At 54.1% G+C, this 15819-nt stretch carries 11 protein-coding genes; 9 read left to right on the top strand and 2 right to left on the bottom strand.

Annotated elements, in window-relative coordinates; all coding sequences use genetic code 11:
* Positions 1 to 47: 47 nt before the first annotated feature.
* Positions 48 to 2063, bottom strand: coding sequence for a sensor histidine kinase (locus ACFPMF_RS02040; RefSeq protein WP_379840761.1), 2016 nt, complete (start codon positions 2061 to 2063; stop codon positions 48 to 50).
* A 240-nt stretch (positions 2064 to 2303) separates the two neighbouring features.
* Here ACFPMF_RS02040 and ACFPMF_RS02035 point away from each other — a divergent pair, with 240 nt between their 5' ends.
* The 9 genes from ACFPMF_RS02035 (at position 2304) to ACFPMF_RS01995 (ending at position 14437) form a co-directional block, all read left to right on the top strand.
* Positions 2304 to 2798 carry a YybH family protein gene (locus ACFPMF_RS02035; RefSeq protein ID WP_379840760.1) on the top strand — a complete coding sequence of 165 codons (495 nt, stop codon included), beginning with the start codon at positions 2304 to 2306 and terminating at the stop codon, positions 2796 to 2798.
* A gap of 105 nt (positions 2799 to 2903) precedes the next feature.
* A complete protein-coding gene (locus ACFPMF_RS02030) occupies positions 2904 to 3662 on the top strand; it encodes a hypothetical protein (protein WP_379840759.1) in 759 nt (252 codons plus the stop codon).
* Positions 3663 to 3740: 78 nt separating this feature from the next.
* Complete coding sequence (locus ACFPMF_RS02025) at positions 3741 to 4784, top strand: isoaspartyl peptidase/L-asparaginase family protein (protein ID WP_379840758.1); 1044 nt, start codon at positions 3741 to 3743, stop codon at positions 4782 to 4784.
* Positions 4785 to 4928: 144 nt separating this feature from the next.
* Positions 4929 to 5789 carry an ATP phosphoribosyltransferase gene (gene hisG / locus ACFPMF_RS02020; RefSeq protein WP_379840757.1) on the top strand — a complete coding sequence of 287 codons (861 nt, stop codon included), beginning with the start codon at positions 4929 to 4931 and terminating at the stop codon, positions 5787 to 5789.
* 112 nt (positions 5790 to 5901) lie between these two features.
* Entirely contained in the window at positions 5902 to 7170 is a 1269-nt protein-coding gene (gene hisD / locus ACFPMF_RS02015; protein WP_379840756.1) for a histidinol dehydrogenase, read from the top strand.
* Between the two features lie 106 nt (positions 7171 to 7276).
* Positions 7277 to 8374, top strand: coding sequence for a histidinol-phosphate transaminase (gene hisC, locus ACFPMF_RS02010; RefSeq protein WP_379840755.1), 1098 nt, complete (start codon positions 7277 to 7279; stop codon positions 8372 to 8374).
* 14 nt (positions 8375 to 8388) lie between these two features.
* Positions 8389 to 8922 (top strand): hypothetical protein, encoded by a 534-nt coding sequence (locus tag ACFPMF_RS02005; RefSeq protein ID WP_379840754.1) that lies wholly within the window; start codon positions 8389 to 8391, stop codon positions 8920 to 8922.
* A gap of 94 nt (positions 8923 to 9016) precedes the next feature.
* Complete coding sequence (locus ACFPMF_RS02000) at positions 9017 to 12352, top strand: UvrD-helicase domain-containing protein (protein WP_379840753.1); 3336 nt, start codon at positions 9017 to 9019, stop codon at positions 12350 to 12352.
* Between the two features lie 114 nt (positions 12353 to 12466).
* On the top strand, positions 12467 to 14437 hold the full coding sequence (locus ACFPMF_RS01995) for a glycoside hydrolase family 127 protein (RefSeq protein ID WP_379840752.1): 1971 nt from the start codon (positions 12467 to 12469) through the stop codon (positions 14435 to 14437).
* Between the two features lie 170 nt (positions 14438 to 14607).
* Here ACFPMF_RS01995 and ACFPMF_RS01990 read toward each other — a convergent pair whose 3' ends face one another.
* Entirely contained in the window at positions 14608 to 15675 is a 1068-nt protein-coding gene (locus tag ACFPMF_RS01990; protein WP_379840751.1) for an AI-2E family transporter, read from the bottom strand.
* Between the last annotated feature and the right edge of the window lie 144 nt (positions 15676 to 15819).

Below are 15819 nucleotides of genomic sequence, written 5' to 3'. Positions count from 1 at the left end.
GAGAATCATACTGCTATTCAATCATTCAGTCATTCTATCATTGAAAATTAAAACGGTATCGTCACGACCACTTCGGTTCCGGCGGGCTGGCCCAGCGAATCCACCCGATCGCGAACCTGAACCCGGGTTTGGGTTCGGTACAACTGATTGATGAGGGCAATCCGCTCATCGGTTACTTTCATCCCAAACGATTTGGCGGCCGTGGCCGATTTGCTTTTAAATTCGGCGGCTTTCGCCCGACCAATACCGTCGTCGGCGATGGTAATCCGCAATTGGTCTTCAGCGGGCTGTTCCACCCGGACCCAAACCGTACCACCCTCCAGCTTGTGCATTAATCCGTGCCAGATGGCATTTTCAACGTACGGCTGGAGCAGCAACGGCGGTATTTCAACAAACTCGGCATCAATCTGCTCCTCCACGTCGATCTGAAACCGGAGTTTATTTTTGAACCGCATGGCTTCCATCTGCAAATACAGTTCCAGCGCCCCAAGCTCGTTCTGCAGGGTAACGCGTTCGGAGCGGGAGTTTTCGAGCACCAACCGAATCAACCGGCTGAATTTGGTCAGGTAGTCCGACGCCTTGCCCGCTTCGTTATCTGTTGCGTACAATTTAATCGAATTCAGGCAATTAAAAATAAAATGCGGGTTCATCTGGGCCCGCAGCGCCGTCAGCTCTGTTTCGGCCAGCTTCTGCTCAAACTTCAGTTCGAGCTGCCGGATGCGTTGTTCTTCCAACTCGTTTTGCTGCGCCCGAATTTCGGACGTTCGCTTCACCAACTCCTGTTCCAGTTTTTGCGTATACTGTGCCTGCAAGGATTTATTCTCCAGCTCGGCCAGCCGGTTTCGGTAGGCCAGCGCCAGGGCAAAACAAACAAGTTCGATAACCAGCCCGGTAGCCATAAAAAAAGGCGGGTAGTTGATGATGACGCCCATTTCAGCCGGTAAGGAATCAAACCATAAAAAACCGTGCAACGGTGAAATGGCAATGCAGAACAACCCGATTTCACCCGCCAGCAGGTACGGTTTCATCGGGCTTTTACTCCGAATCGTCGCCACGATCAACAGCAAACCGGTGAGCAAGCCGGATAGGTCACTGAACAGATAGTAGGTATTGTTGGTAAACCAGGGGCCAGTAAAGGCCTCACTCAGGGCCATCATTTGCTGGATAACCAGAACCGCCATGAGCAGCCGGATGATTCGCCAGATAATCGGTTGCTCGCGGGGGAGATTCAGCAGATGGACCAGAAAAAGAGCATAGCAGAAACTGACGGCATACGAAATCGAAATCCAGGTAGGATGCAGCAATTGCGGCATCGATTCCGGTGCTAACCCGAGGGCCAGCCGCCCATCCGCGAATTTTACAATCCAGCAAAAACCCGCTCCCGCGTAGAGCGCATAATACAGAAAGGTTTTATCGCGGTTCAGGAAATAGTGAAATACCGTAAACAGCCCCATCAACAGCAAACATCCGATCATGACCGACATGACCACGGCAAGCCATCTGACCTGAACGTGTCCTTGCACGAGTGCCCGGGCAAACCCTTCGGGCGTGAAAAGCCGGTCCGACGGCATGGGAAAAACCCGAATGTAATCGACCAGCCGGACGAAATAGGTCTGACCGGTTCGGGGCGGAATCGTAATCGGCAATCCCTGGTGACTCGCCCCCTCCCGGGCCAACAAACCTACTTTCCCGATCAACCGACCGGACTCGCTATATAAGGTACTGAGTGCGTGCGTTCCCGGATCGTACCACAAACGCAACGTATCCAGTCCGTGCGCATTGACGATTCGAAATTGTAGCCAGACAATCCGGGTCGCTTTAAGGAAAGCGCCATGGCTCTGCACCGACGGTACCGACGACTCCGTAACAAACGTCCGGGTCCGGACCGACGCCAGGGCTTGCAGGGTGTCACGCGCCGGGTCTTCATAATACAGCGTTTGCCGACGAATGTCAATCCCCTGATTTGTCGTGGGTTGGCCGTTGAAAACAACCGCTTCCGGCGTCTGGGCAACGGCCAGCCGACTCACAACAACTGCTAGCAGCAGGATGGTAAACAGTTTCATGCTCCAACGCCAATGATTGACTACCGAATATAGAAAACGAACCCCGCCAAGCCTACTAACTGCCGGTGAATGGTCCCAATTGCGGTGTCAACAGTCGATTTAGTGAGTGGCAACGCTCACGCAGAATCCACGCTGCTGACGAACTCCTGCCAACCATTCGCCCGACACGAGTGGCAACGGGTTACGGCCACCGATACTTTCGGTTCAGTTTTTATGTCAAACCTTTCAAACTACAATGCCATGAAATCCTTGATGCTTTCGTTTCTGCTTTCTGCTGCTACGGTTGCGGCCCTGTTCAGCCCGTCCTACGCCCAAAAAACCGGCGACGAGGCCGCCATTCTCAGCGTGCTGAACAATTCCCGCCTAGCCTTCGACAAACGGGATCTGAACGGTTTTACCAGCTATTTCATCCAATCTCCCAACCTGTATTATCAGGTCTATTCCGGGAATGAGCATATGCTACTTGCCTACGGCTGGGAAGCGATGAAACGCATGGTAGGCGATCACCTCAAAAAAGAACCGGCTTCCCTGGCCGGCAAACACACGGCTTCCGATTTCCGCACGCATATCAACGGAAATATGGCCTGGGTCACTTCGATGGGCCACCTGGATTTGGGTGGCGAAAAAAAGGAAAGCCGTGACCTGTTCATTCTCCAAAAGCAAAACGGCCAGTGGAAAATTGCCGCGCTGACCACCCAGGAATACACTCGCGAAAAACTTGCGCTCATCAAATGAGGCTATTCCGGCGCTGGTCAGGACGTGTACAACACCGACCCATCACGGGTCGGTGTTGTTATCTATTTATGTATCTTTGACCATATTGAACACATCCTGCCCCGTATGAGAACAACTTCATCCCCAGCTTTCCACCTATTACTTGCGCTACCGTTGCTGATCGGGTCAGTTGCCTACGCCCAGATTCCAAACGTGACCCGCGATATGCTGAATCAGAACCAGAATTTCACGGCTTCCAATTTTGATGTCATGCCCCTTTATACCATGACGGGGGTGGAAGGGCAACTCCTGGGCTATCCCTATCTCGATACGGCTTTTGCCAAAACCACCGTTTCGTTCTACCAAAACATGGCAAAACCCGGCCACCAGCCGCTGCTGGAAATCCTCGATGCGCCGGTGCGGTTTAATTTGCAGACCAATTCGCTGGAATTTCGGATCGATCCGAAAACTGTAAAGGCCGTCAGTGGGGAGCGCGTGCGGCAGTTCCGAATGGAGCAGAAAGGCCAGACGATGCAGTTTGTCAACGCCACCGAAGTGGGTGCCCCCGTCGACGTACGCGGTTTTTTTGAACAGGTGAACGACGGAAAACTCAAACTGCTGCTCCGGCACCAGATTTACGTCAAGAAACCAACGTACAACGTCGCCTTAAGTACAGGCTCGAAAGATACGGAACTGATCCGGGAAGCCATCTGGTACACCAGCGATGGGAAAAATCTGACGAAATTTTCGGCCAGCCGGAAAGGGTTGCTGAGCGTCATGCAGGACAAGGAAGCGCAAATCAGTGCGTATTTGAAGGAGAAAAAACCGGATTTGAAAAACCGGACGGGGCTCATGGACGTGTTTGCGTATTACAATTCGTTGTAATCGAGGGGTAGGTTTTAATTAAACTTTGCCCGTAAATTGCACCCTGTTTTGGATTCATTACCCATCATCAACCGATCTATGAAGAGTCGCCGTTCGTTCCTGCGTTTAAGTACAATCTCCCTTCCGTTTCTCAGTTTCAACCGCCTGCCCGGTTTTTCCGGAAAAGCGGTGGCCGGTCAGCCCATTGTGGTTTCGACCTGGGATAGCGGTACGATTGCCAACGGGAGTGCCTGGCCGGTATTACAAAGCGGAGGCAAAGCCATCGATGCGGTCGAACAGGCCGGTATTGCCATTGAAAACGATATCAACTGCTGCGTCGGACTGGGCGGCAATCCCGACCGCGACGGGCGCGTGACGCTCGACTCCTGCATCATGGACGACCGGTTCAACTGCGGCTCCGTGGCTTTTCTGGAACGGATCAAACACCCGGTTTCGGTTGCGCGGAAGATCATGGAAATCACGCCCCACGTCATGCTGGTGGGCGAAGGGGCGCAGCAGTTTGCGGTGGCCAACGGTTTCCCGCTCGAATCCGGCAAGTTGTCGGCAGATGCCGACAGCGCGTATAAAAAATGGCTGATCAAGTCGGAATACAAACCGGTTATCAACGTTGAATTGAACCAGAAAAAACCGACGAATCCCAACAACAAAAAGACGTTTGCCCCCAACAAGCTGGAAAACGGCGCTCCCAACCACGATACGATGGGAACGGTGGCACTCGATGCGAGCGGTAACCTGTCGGGGATGTGTACCACCAGCGGCATGGGTTTCAAGATGCGGGGCCGGGTCGGCGATTCGCCCATCATCGGAGCGGGTTTATACGTTGATAACGAAGTGGGGGCCGTTACGTGTTCGGGCCAGGGCGAAGAAGTCATCCGGATGTGCGGTTCGCACCTGGTGGTCGAGTTTATGCGGCAGGGCCTGTCACCGAAGGAAGCCTGCCGCCGGGCCATCGAGCGGATTGTCAAACGCGATCCGGTTCGGGCGCGGGATTTTCAGGTGGGCTTCATTGCGCTCAACAAGCAGGGCGAAGTCGGGGCCTTTTCGGTCCAGAAGGGGTTCAATTATACCGTCACTTCGGCTACCATCCCGCAGCAGATTTTCAACGCCGATTATTACCTGTAACGGTTTTCGGCAACATTACCAAACCGGCTCGCGGGCTTTCCGTCGGGCCGGTTTTCGGTGATTCGACGGGTCTGATCGGAAAAGCCGCGACTTCCGTATGTTTTTTTCCTACCTTTGCGCTTTCAAAATCAGACCCGCTTTACAGTGTCTTCTATTCTCCGTATTGCCTTGCAAAAGTCCGGTCGGCTCAGCGAGGATTCGTACCAGTTGTTCAAAGAGTGCGGCATCCGTTTCGATTACGGTACCGGCAAACTGAAATCCGTTTCGTCGAATTTCCCCGCCGAGTTTCTTTTTCTGCGCGATGATGACATTCCGGGTTATGTCGAAGACGGCGTGGCGGATCTGGGCATCGTCGGTGAGAACGTGGCCGTTGAGTCCACGCATCGGATTGAAACCGTTCATCGGCTGGGTTTTTCCAAATGCCGCCTTTCGCTGGCCATTCCGCGCGCCACCGAGTGGCACGGCATTCAGGATCTGGCCGGTAAAAGCATTGCTACGTCGTATCCGCGCATTCTGGGCAATTACCTGCATGAGCAGAACGTGTCGGCGGAGATTCACGAAATCAGTGGTTCGGTCGAAATTGCGCCGGGCATCGGGCTGGCCGAAGCCATTTGCGACATTGTCAGTTCCGGCAGTACGCTGCTCAGCAACGGACTGAAGGAAGTGGAAGTTATTTTCCGCTCCGAAGCCATCCTGATCGCCCGGCCCACGCTGGAGGATGAAAAACAGAACCTGCTCGAGAAACTGCTGTTCCGGATCAAAGCCGTCCAGGCCGCCAAAAACAATAAATACATTGTGCTGAACGCGCCCAACACGGCGCTGGAGCAGATCATGTCGCTGTTGCCGGGCATGAAAAGCCCCACCGTGACACCCCTAGCCTCCGAAGGCTGGAGCTCCGTCCATTCGGTGATCAACGAAAACGATTTCTGGGAAAACATCGAAGCCATCCGCTCCGCCGGTGCCCAGGGTATTCTGGTGATTCCGATCGAAAAAATGATTTATTGAATTTAGGTAGACAAGAGAGAATAGACAATAGAGGAAAGAGGTATCATCCCTTTTCGGTTTCGTCTCTTGTCTCTTGTCTCTTGTCTCTTGTCTCTTGTCTCTTGTCTAAGCAATGCAAATTCTTTCGTTCCCTTCCCGCGCCGACTGGCCGACCTTGATGGCCCGACCGGTTCAATCCACCGAAGCGATTGAAAAAGCCGTTGCTCCCATTCTGGAACAGGTCCGGACGAGGGGCGATGCGGCTTTGGCGGAGTTGTCGGAGAAGTTTGATCAAATAGCCTATACAGGTTTTCCAGTTCAGGAAGCCGACCTGGCTGCCGCCGAACGCCAGCTTTCCGATGAATTGAAAACCGCCATTCAGCGGGCCTACCAAAATATTCGGACGTTTCACGAAGCCCAGCGGCAACCGGTCGAAAAAATCGAAACCATGCCGGGGGTTACGTGCTGGCGCCGGAGCGTGGGCATCGAAAAAGTCGGGCTGTATATTCCGGGCGGAACGGCCCCGTTGTTCAGTACGGTTTTGATGCTGGGGATTCCGGCCCAGCTCGCGGGATGCAAAGAAATCATTCTCTGTACCCCCAGCCACCACCCGGCCATTCTGTATGCGGCTCAACTCGTGGGCGTGACGAATGTATTCCGGGTGGGCGGTGCACAGGCCATTGCGGCCCTGGCCTACGGAACCGAGTCGATCCCGCAGGTGTACAAAATATTCGGGCCGGGCAACCAATACGTGACGGCCGCCAAAATGCTGGTGGCCAAAGAAGGCATGGCCATCGATATGCCCGCCGGACCGTCGGAGGTCGCGATTTACGCGGACGAAACCGCCGTTCCGGCTTTCGTAGCGGCCGATCTGCTTTCGCAGGCTGAACACGGCGCGGATAGTCAGGTCCTGCTGGTTTCGACCCATAAAAACGTGGTAACCACGGTGAATATCGCCCTGATGACCCAACTGGAACGCCTGCCCCGGCGCGACCTGGCCGCCCAGGCCATCGCCAACAGCAAGGCCATTCTGGTCGAAACGCAAGACGATGCCATCGACCTGCTGAATGCGTATGCCGCCGAACACCTGATTCTGAGTGTCGAAAATCCCGAAGCCGTGGCGGAGCGAATCACCAACGCGGGTTCCATCTTCCTGGGCAATTACACGCCCGAGTCGGCCGGTGATTACGCGTCGGGCACCAACCACACGCTCCCGACCAACGGGTTTGCGCGGGCCTATAGCGGTGTTTCGCTGGATAGTTTCGTGAAGAAAATTACCGTCCAGTCCATTTCGCAGGACGGCATTAAAGCCCTGGGGCCGACCATCGAAGCCATGGCCGAAGCCGAATCGCTGCTGGCCCACAAGCAGGCCGTGAGCCTGCGGCTGGCGAGTTTGCAATGATGTTGCGGGCAGATTTGTTATCTTGCTAAAAACCGCCGACGAAACCGCGTGTCTATGAAAAATCCGCCCTGGGCCCGCCGGGACGATAATCGTTAGTTTTCCGTATATGTTTGACCTTACTTCCATTCTCCGCCCCCACATCCTGACGCTGACGCCCTATTCGTCCGCCCGCGACGAGTATACCGGCAAAGAAGGTGTTTTCCTGGATGCCAACGAAAACCCATACGGTTCGACGCTCGACGGTTCGACGCTCGACGGTTTTGGTTCGGAGGATCATTTCAACCGGTATCCCGACCCGCATCAACTGGCCATAAAGGAACGGCTGGCCCCGATTAAAGGCGTTCGGCCCACCCAGATTTTTATCGGCAACGGTTCCGACGAACCAATCGACCTGCTGGTTCGGGCAACCTGCGTACCGGGTCAGGATTCGATCCTGATCATGCCCCCGACCTACGGCATGTACGAAGTCAGTGCCGCCATCAACGATGTGGCGCTGATCAAAGTCCTGCTGACCCCGGATTTCCAGTTGGATGTTCCGGCGGTTTTGGCAGCCATCCAGCCCCGAACCAAACTCCTGTTCGTTTGCTCACCCAACAACCCGACGGGCAATCTGATCGACCGAAAGAGCATTCTAACGCTGTTAGAAAACTTCAGCGGGCTGGTGGTCGTCGATGAAGCCTATATTGACTTTGCTCGTTCTCAGTCGTTTACGGAACTTCTCGACCAATACCCCAACCTGGTGGTACTGCAAACGTTTTCAAAAGCCTGGGGACTGGCCGCTTTGCGGTCGGGCATGTGTTTTGCGTCGGAAGCCATTATTGAGGTACTCAACAAAATCAAACCGCCATACAACGTCAGTGGTCCGACCCAGTCGCTGTTGCTGAAGGCCTTGAACCATCTCGACGCCAAAGACGCCATGGTGGCCCGGATTCTGGCGCAACGGGAAGAATTAGTTGCCAATCTGCTCAATTTACCGCTGGTACGCCACGTTTATCCGTCAGATGCCAATTTCCTGTTGGTTAAATTTGATGATCCAAAGGCGGTTTTCGACTCCCTCATCGACCAGCAAATCATTGTCCGCGACCGACACCGGGTCAAACGCTGCGACGGATGCCTGCGCATCACGGTCGGAACGGAAGCGGAAAATGATCAATTGCTGTCGGCGCTGAAAGTCTACGCCGATCGCGTTCCCACAACCGTTTAAGCTTTTAAAACCGCATGAAACCGTTTTTTTTCATTTCCATTTTATTGTTGATTGGCTTGACAACGACGCGGCAGGCCAGCGCACAAACCAACAACTGGGCCGTCGGGTTTCGGATCGGTGAACCGTCCGGTGTCAATATCCGCAAGTATTTTGGCAATAACCACGCTTTCGATCTGAACATCGGCAGTTTCGGCGGGATTTACGGCACCCGACGCAGTTACCGGAAAGGGGTCTACAAAAACGTCGGGCTGAGTGCTCAGGGGCACTACCTCTGGCACGGGGGCATTGCGAAATCCCAGTCCTTCCGTTATTATTACGGTTTTGGGGGCCAGTTGAACAGCCGGCGGTATTATCCGGATCGATTCAGCGCCGTCAATGCCTTCGATAATACCATTTCGGTCGGCGGATCGGGTGTTGGCGGTCTGGAGTATTTCTCCCCCAACAAACCGTTCTCGGTTTTTCTGGAAACGGGGCTGTACGTTGAAGTGATTCCGGCCCCCTTCTTTCTCGGTTTGCAATCGGGTCTGGGTGTTCGGCTGAATTTATAATGGAAGGGATACGGGCGGAAGGGACGAAAGCCGCAACAAAGCTCCTTGATTCCCTTCCGCCTTCCGGTTTTCTTTCCCTCCTCGTTTCGTTCCCATGTTCAAAATCTTCAGTTCATCCGCCGGATCAGGAAAGACCTACACCCTGACGAAAGAGTACCTGAAACTGGCCCTGCGCGACCGGACCGAACTGGGCAAATCGTTTGAAGCCCACCAGTTTAAGCATATTCTGGCCGTAACGTTCACCAACGCGGCCGCCCGGGACATGAAAGACCGGATTCTGGAACAACTTCAGAAAATCGCCAGCGGTAACCTCAACTCCCAGCTGAGCGAGCTGGCCGCCGAATTAGCGCTCGAACCGGCTGACCTGCAAAACCGGGCGCGGCAGACCTTCCATTCCATTCTGCACGATTATTCCGCTTTTTCCGTCCTGACCATCGACAGTTTCGTGCAGCGCGTGGTCACGGCGTTTACCGACGACCTGGAATTACCGTACAGTTTCGAGGTGGAAATGGACACCGACGCGGTCCTGCAAACGGCCATCGACCGGTTGCTGGAAAAAGTCGGGCAGGAAGACCATCCGTATCTGTCAGAAGCGCTGGAGGAATTTTACCGCGAAAATGCCTCCGGCGGCAAAAGCTGGTACGGTCTGGCCGAGACGCTGGTCGACTTTTCGAAAGGCCAGCTGGGCGACCGCAACTACGAGTTTGTACAAAAGCTGAAGGAACTCAATCCTGCTCATTTCCGAACGATTCGCCGAAACCTGCGGGAGAAAAACCGGGAAACCGAGGAGTTGATCACCCAACTCGCGGGCGAAGGTCACCGGATTATTCAGCAAACCGGCTTGTCCGACAATGCCTTCTACCAGGGCCGTAGCGGAGTGGCGGTTTATTTCCGAAAACGCGCAACCGATCTGGATTTTAAAGATGACCCCAATTCGTACGTCCGCAAAGCCATCGATGACGATGTCTGGTATACGGGCGGCAAAAAGCGCCTTCCCGAACACGATACCATCGATGCCATTAAGGACCAGCTGCGGGAACTCATGCTGCAAATCGAGGAAATCCGGGCCCGGAACCGGCAGCGCTACCGGACCTTCGAAGCCATCGAACAACATCTCCAGAAGGTGGCCCTGTTGAAACAGATCAAGCAGGAATGCGACGATTTGCTCCGCGAACAGAACCGCATCCATATTTCGGAATTTAACCGCCTGATTCTGAAAGTCGTGACCAGTGAGCCGGTTCCGTTTATTTACGAACGGCTCGGCGAGAAGTTTCACCACATTCTGATCGACGAATTTCAGGATACATCAAAGCTTCAGTTTACCAACCTTTTACCCTTAATAGACAACAACTTAGCCTACCAACGGTTTAACCTCGCGGTGGGCGATGCCAAACAGGCCATCTACCGGTTTCGCGGGGGCGACATGGACCAGATTGTTGCCCTCCATAGCGGGAAACTCGCCCCCCTGCTGTCGGCGCATGAAGCCAGCGAAATGACGCTCGAACGCTTAGCGGGCCTGCAGTTTCACCTCCAGCCCGACCGGCTGACCACCAACTGGCGCAGCGCAGAATCCATCGTGGAATTCAACAACAGCTTTTTCCGGTTCATGGCCGATTTCTACGCCAACACCGAATTTGAGAAAGTAACGGAAGTATTTGACGAACAATTCAGGCAGGCATCCGCCAAAGCCGGTCTGAAAGGACACGTGCAGCTTGATTTCATCGAAAAACCGGATCGGTTTGCCGCTAAATCGGAAGAAGATGGCCCGGATTTTAACGCCCAGATGGTGGTGCGAACGCTGGAACTGATCCGGAAAGCGGTGGCCGACGGCTATCAATACCGGGATATTGCGGTTTTGTGCCGGTTTAAGAAAAACGCCCGGCGGATCGCCGACTTTCTCGAAACCAACAACGTTCCGCTGACGTCGGAGGATTCGCTGACCCTGCAATCGTCCGAGCGGGTGCGGTTTCTGGTATCACTGCTGCAATTGCTCCACCAGCCCGAAAACCGGATGGTGCGGTACGACATGCTGTTTCTCTACCAGCGGCTCATCAACCCGAAGCTGCCGGATGCGGACTGGATGGAGTTTATGGACGAAATGGCCAAGGCCGAAGATAACGAACGCATCTTCAGCCTGATTTCGAAGATCGACAAAGCCCCGCTCGATGCCGAAGTCCTGCAACAGCTCAGTATTTACGAACTGGCAGAAAAACTGGCGGATTATTTCGACCTCTATGAAAATGAACGCGATAGCGCGTACCTGTTCCGGTTTATGGACGAAATTCTGACCTACAGCAGCCGCTACAGCAATCACCTTTCGGACTTTCTGCATTACTGGGAAACCGCCCAGGAAAAAGTGTCGGTCAGCGCCCCGCCCGATCAGGATGCGGTCACCATCCAGACCATTCACAAATCGAAAGGGCTGGAATATCCGGTGGTGATCATTCCGTATGCCGACTGGTCGTACAAACCGCGGAATAACGAGACGATGTGGGCCGAACTGGCGCCCCTCGGCGAACTGGACGAGCTCACCATTCATAGCCCAAACCAGCAGGAAGTCAGGCGATTACGAACGACCTCGATTACGATTAGAAAGGATCTGGACGATACTCCGCTGGCCGGTCAGTACCAGGACGAACTGTACCGCACCTTCGTGGAGTGTATGAACCTCGTCTACGTGGCCTTTACCCGCCCGACCGACCGCCTTTACATCATTGCGGCCAAACAGGATTTTTCAGTGGGGAAAGACGGTGGTTTCAAAAATGCCAATGGGATTGATTTCTGGCTGTATACCTACCTGACGGATTTGCGGGGGAACCCCAGTTGGCAGGATGGCCAGCTGAGCTACCCGCTTCACGATTTTGTGACCCAACCGGCCAGCCGGTTGTCGGTTTCCAGCGAGCCGCTCCCGGTTTTCGGAAGCAACCGTGAAGGAGCGCAACCGCTCCGGCTCCGGCGTATCGAGCGGGCCATCGACCCCACCGCGTTTGAACAAAGCCGGGCCTGGTGGCAGAAAGTCTGCACCGCCCTCACCCTGCTGCACAGTCCGCAGGATGCCGAAAAAGTCGTTCGCCGGATGGTCGCCGAAGGACTGCTGCGAACCTCGGAACAGGATGCCTTGTGGACCGCCTTACAGACGGTTCTGAACCATGCGGCCATTCGGCCCCTTTTCTCAACCAGCCAGCGGAGCGAAAAAAACCGCCAGATTCTGGTCAACAAGGGCCCGGATGGTAAACCGCAGCGTAACGGTCCCAACCGCGTCGTATATTTTCCCGAAAAAGTCGTGCTGGTCAACTACCTGACCGAAGCGCCCGACGAAGCGCAGCAAGCCCGAATGCGGGCATTTTTGAAACTGTACCAGCAAATGGGATATTCAGCCGTTGAAGGCTGGCTGGTGGTTGTCGATGGCCCCCAAATTCAGTACTGCTGATGACCGGTTTTTCGGCGTAAAACGCCCGGTTCGGTGGGATTGATTGGTGCCCAATCCAACATTTCGCCCCACTTCACGTTCTCCTTACGGACGATTTGCTGATTTCAGATCTGTATGAATTTCCCCAATATGCTTCGTTTTCGCTATTTTTTTAGCCTTTTCGGGTTGTCCCTATCTGGCTTTGCCCAGGACTATCCGATCATACCAGTCCCGCTGGCCAGCGTTAAAACCCAGCAGGGATTCTGGCACGATCGGGTGGAGATGGCCCGTACCGTTACCATTCCGCACGCCTTCCAGAAACTGGAGGAAAACCATAAATTCGACAATTTTGCCGTAGCGGGTGGCCTGAAAAAAGGGACGTTTACCGGCATCCGGTTCGACGAATCGGATGTGTACAAAGTGATGGAAGGCGCGGCCTACTCGCTCCAGATCCGCTACGACCCGAAACTCGACCGCTACCTCGACAGTCTGATTACCCTCATCGCGGCTGCCCAGGAACCCGATGGGTATTTGTATACGATTCGTACCATTTTCAAAGACAGCACCGGTTTGAAGGACTGGATTGCCGGACCCACCCGGTACAGCTTTGAGAACGGAAGCCACGAATTATACAATGTCGGCCATCTGTACGAAGCTGCCATCGCCCATTTCCAGGCCACCGGCAAACGGAATTTTCTGGATATCGCCCTCAAAAACGCCAACCATCTCGTGAAAGCCATCGGCCCCAAACCGGGGCAGCTGATCGTGGTGCCGGGGCACGAAGAGACGGAAATTGCCCTCGTCAAACTATACCGCCTGACGGGCGATAAACGTTACCTCGATCTCGCCCGGTTTTTGGTGGACATGCGCGGCCGGGGCGACAAACGGGCCTTGTTTCAGGATGCGCACAACCTCGGACCCGCTTATTTTCAGGATCATAAACCGGTGATTCAGCAAACCGAGGCCGTAGGCCATGCCGTACGGGCGCAGTATCTGTATGCGGGGATGACCGATCTGGCGGCTCTCCAACACGATCCGGCGATCCGGGATGCGGTTTTGAAAATCTGGGAAGATGCCACCACCCGCAAGCAGTACGTTACCGGCGGGGTGGGTGCCCGCGAAAACGGCGAAGCTTTCGATGAGCCGTATGTGTTGCCCAACGATGCCGCCTACGCCGAAACCTGTGCCGCCGTTGCCAACCTGCTCTGGAATCACCGGCTGTTTTTACTGACGGGTGATGCCAAATACATGGACGTGTTCGAACGGGTTTTGTACAACGGTTTTCTGGGGGGCGTTTCGCTGGAAGGCAACACATTTTTTTACGTGAACCCCATGTCGTCCAACGGGAAAAAGGATTTCGGAAACGGCGAACCGGCCCGGCGCTCCCCCTGGTTCGGCATCAACTGCTGCCCGAGCAATGTGGCCCGGTTTTTACCCCAACTGCCGGGGTATATTTACGCCCTGCGCAACCACGAACTGTTCATCAACCTGTTTGTCGATAGTCAAACCGATGTTACCCTGAACCAAACCGCGGTCCGCATCCGGCAGCAAACCAATTATCCGTGGGACGGTGCCATCAAATTAACCCTTTCCCCCAAAAAAGCGGTCGCTTTTCCGATGCTGATCCGGGTGCCGGGCTGGGCGCGGAACCAACCCATGCCGGGCGATTTATATCACTATTCCTCGACGCTCCCAAGCACGGTCAAGCTCACCATCAACGGACAACCGACTCCTGTTGCGGTCGAAAATGGCTATGTGAAGTTGTTTCGGACCTGGCAACCGGGGGATGTCATCACGCTGACGCTCGACATGCCGGTGCGGGAGGTAGTGGCCCATGCCAAGGTCAAGGCCGATCAGGGAAAAGTAGCGATCGAACGCGGTCCGCTTGTGTATTGCGCGGAAGGCGTCGATAATGACGGCCAGGCGCTGACCATTATGCACCAACCGAATCAAACCTATTCCCCGGAATTTCGGAAAAACGTTCTTGGTGGTCTCGTCGTCCTGAACGCAGCCGGGCCAAAACCCACAACGCTTATTCCCTATTATGCCTGGAATAACCGGGGCGCCACGGAAATGGCAGTCTGGTTTGGGAGAATTGAAAAATAACAAGATTTGAAAAATTGTTCAATTATTTTCCGTCACCGCGAATAACAAGGCCCTTAGACGGAGGAAGTCACAAAAAGTAACGGTTTGTGCGTTACTTTTTTTTCTTCTCCAACGAAATTCAGGCTAAAAGCCGCCCGTATGCCTTTTCAGACTCTTCTGCGCATTTTCTGTTAGACCGATCGCTTCGCTTTCTGTTCCAGTTTCTCCTGCTCCCTCTCACCTTCCAGCCTCAGTTTGCGGTTTTGCCGCTCAAATACCTGAAACAGCACCATAAAATACGACAGCAACAGCGGCCCGATGACCAGCCCTAAAATCCCAAAAACCGGCACTCCCAATACTATGCCAGTCAGGGTAACAAACGGATGAACGTCGCCCATGCGCTTGGCCAGCATCACCCGCAGCAGGTTGTCGACGTTGATAATGACCACTGCCCCCACGGCCAGAATGCCAATTCCGCTGCCAATTTCGCCCTGCGAAAGCATAATAATACCTGCCGGAGCCCACACAATCGGGGTCCCCAGAATCGGAATAAACGCAAAAAAGAAAGCAACCGTACCCCAGAAAGCCGCATCCGGAACGCCAAAAATCCAGAGTGTTGCCCCCGTTAAAACCGCCTGCACCAAAGACACCAGCGCCTGCCCTAAAATATTGGCATTCACCATATTTTTCAGATCCTCTCCCAACTGATTCAGCGTATCGTTCTCAAAAGGCAGGTATTTACGCAGTCCCTTCAGAAACTTTTCTTCTTCCATGAAGATGAAATACAGCCCCACATACAGCAGCCCCAGCGAGATAACCACATCGAGCGTACCACTCAGAATCGACGGAAATTGCCGGCTCGCAAAACCGGCCCCCTGCTGCACCAGATTCTTGATATTGGCCTGATTGGTCAGCTGGATGCCGGTGGCCTTTTCGAGTTTATCGATCAGTTGCAGAATCTGTTCCGTATGCTGGCTATAATACTGTATTCGATTGATTAACAACAAGCTAAGCGCCAGAAACGGCATAATGATCACCACGACCGAAAAGAGAATCAACAGAATGGTCACCAGCAGGCGGTTCCATTTCCGCTTGTGAACCAGGGCCGTAAACCAGGGTCGAAAGATGACGTAGATGATGCCGGAGCCCAGCAGAGCGACCGTATACTGCCGCAAACCAACCAGGATAAAACCGGCAATCACAATCAGGCTGACAATTAAGAGAACACGTTGCTGTTTGGGGGTGTAGATAGTGGCCATAGTACGGTAATACATCAATCTGCTTACTTAACACGCCAGCTCGGGGCTTTTGTTTAGTTAATTTTGCCGTTCGATCCGGGTTCAGCGGCTTTGGGGATAGCAGGACAAAAAAAAGAGTTATGAGTCGAAAAACCCATAACTCCT

Source organism: Larkinella bovis (assembly GCF_042655385.1).
In the GTDB taxonomy this organism is placed as follows: domain Bacteria; phylum Bacteroidota; class Bacteroidia; order Cytophagales; family Spirosomataceae; genus Larkinella; species Larkinella bovis.
The sequence above is the reverse complement of the archived record's forward strand: the minus strand, read 5'-3'. Positions and strand labels throughout refer to the sequence as shown.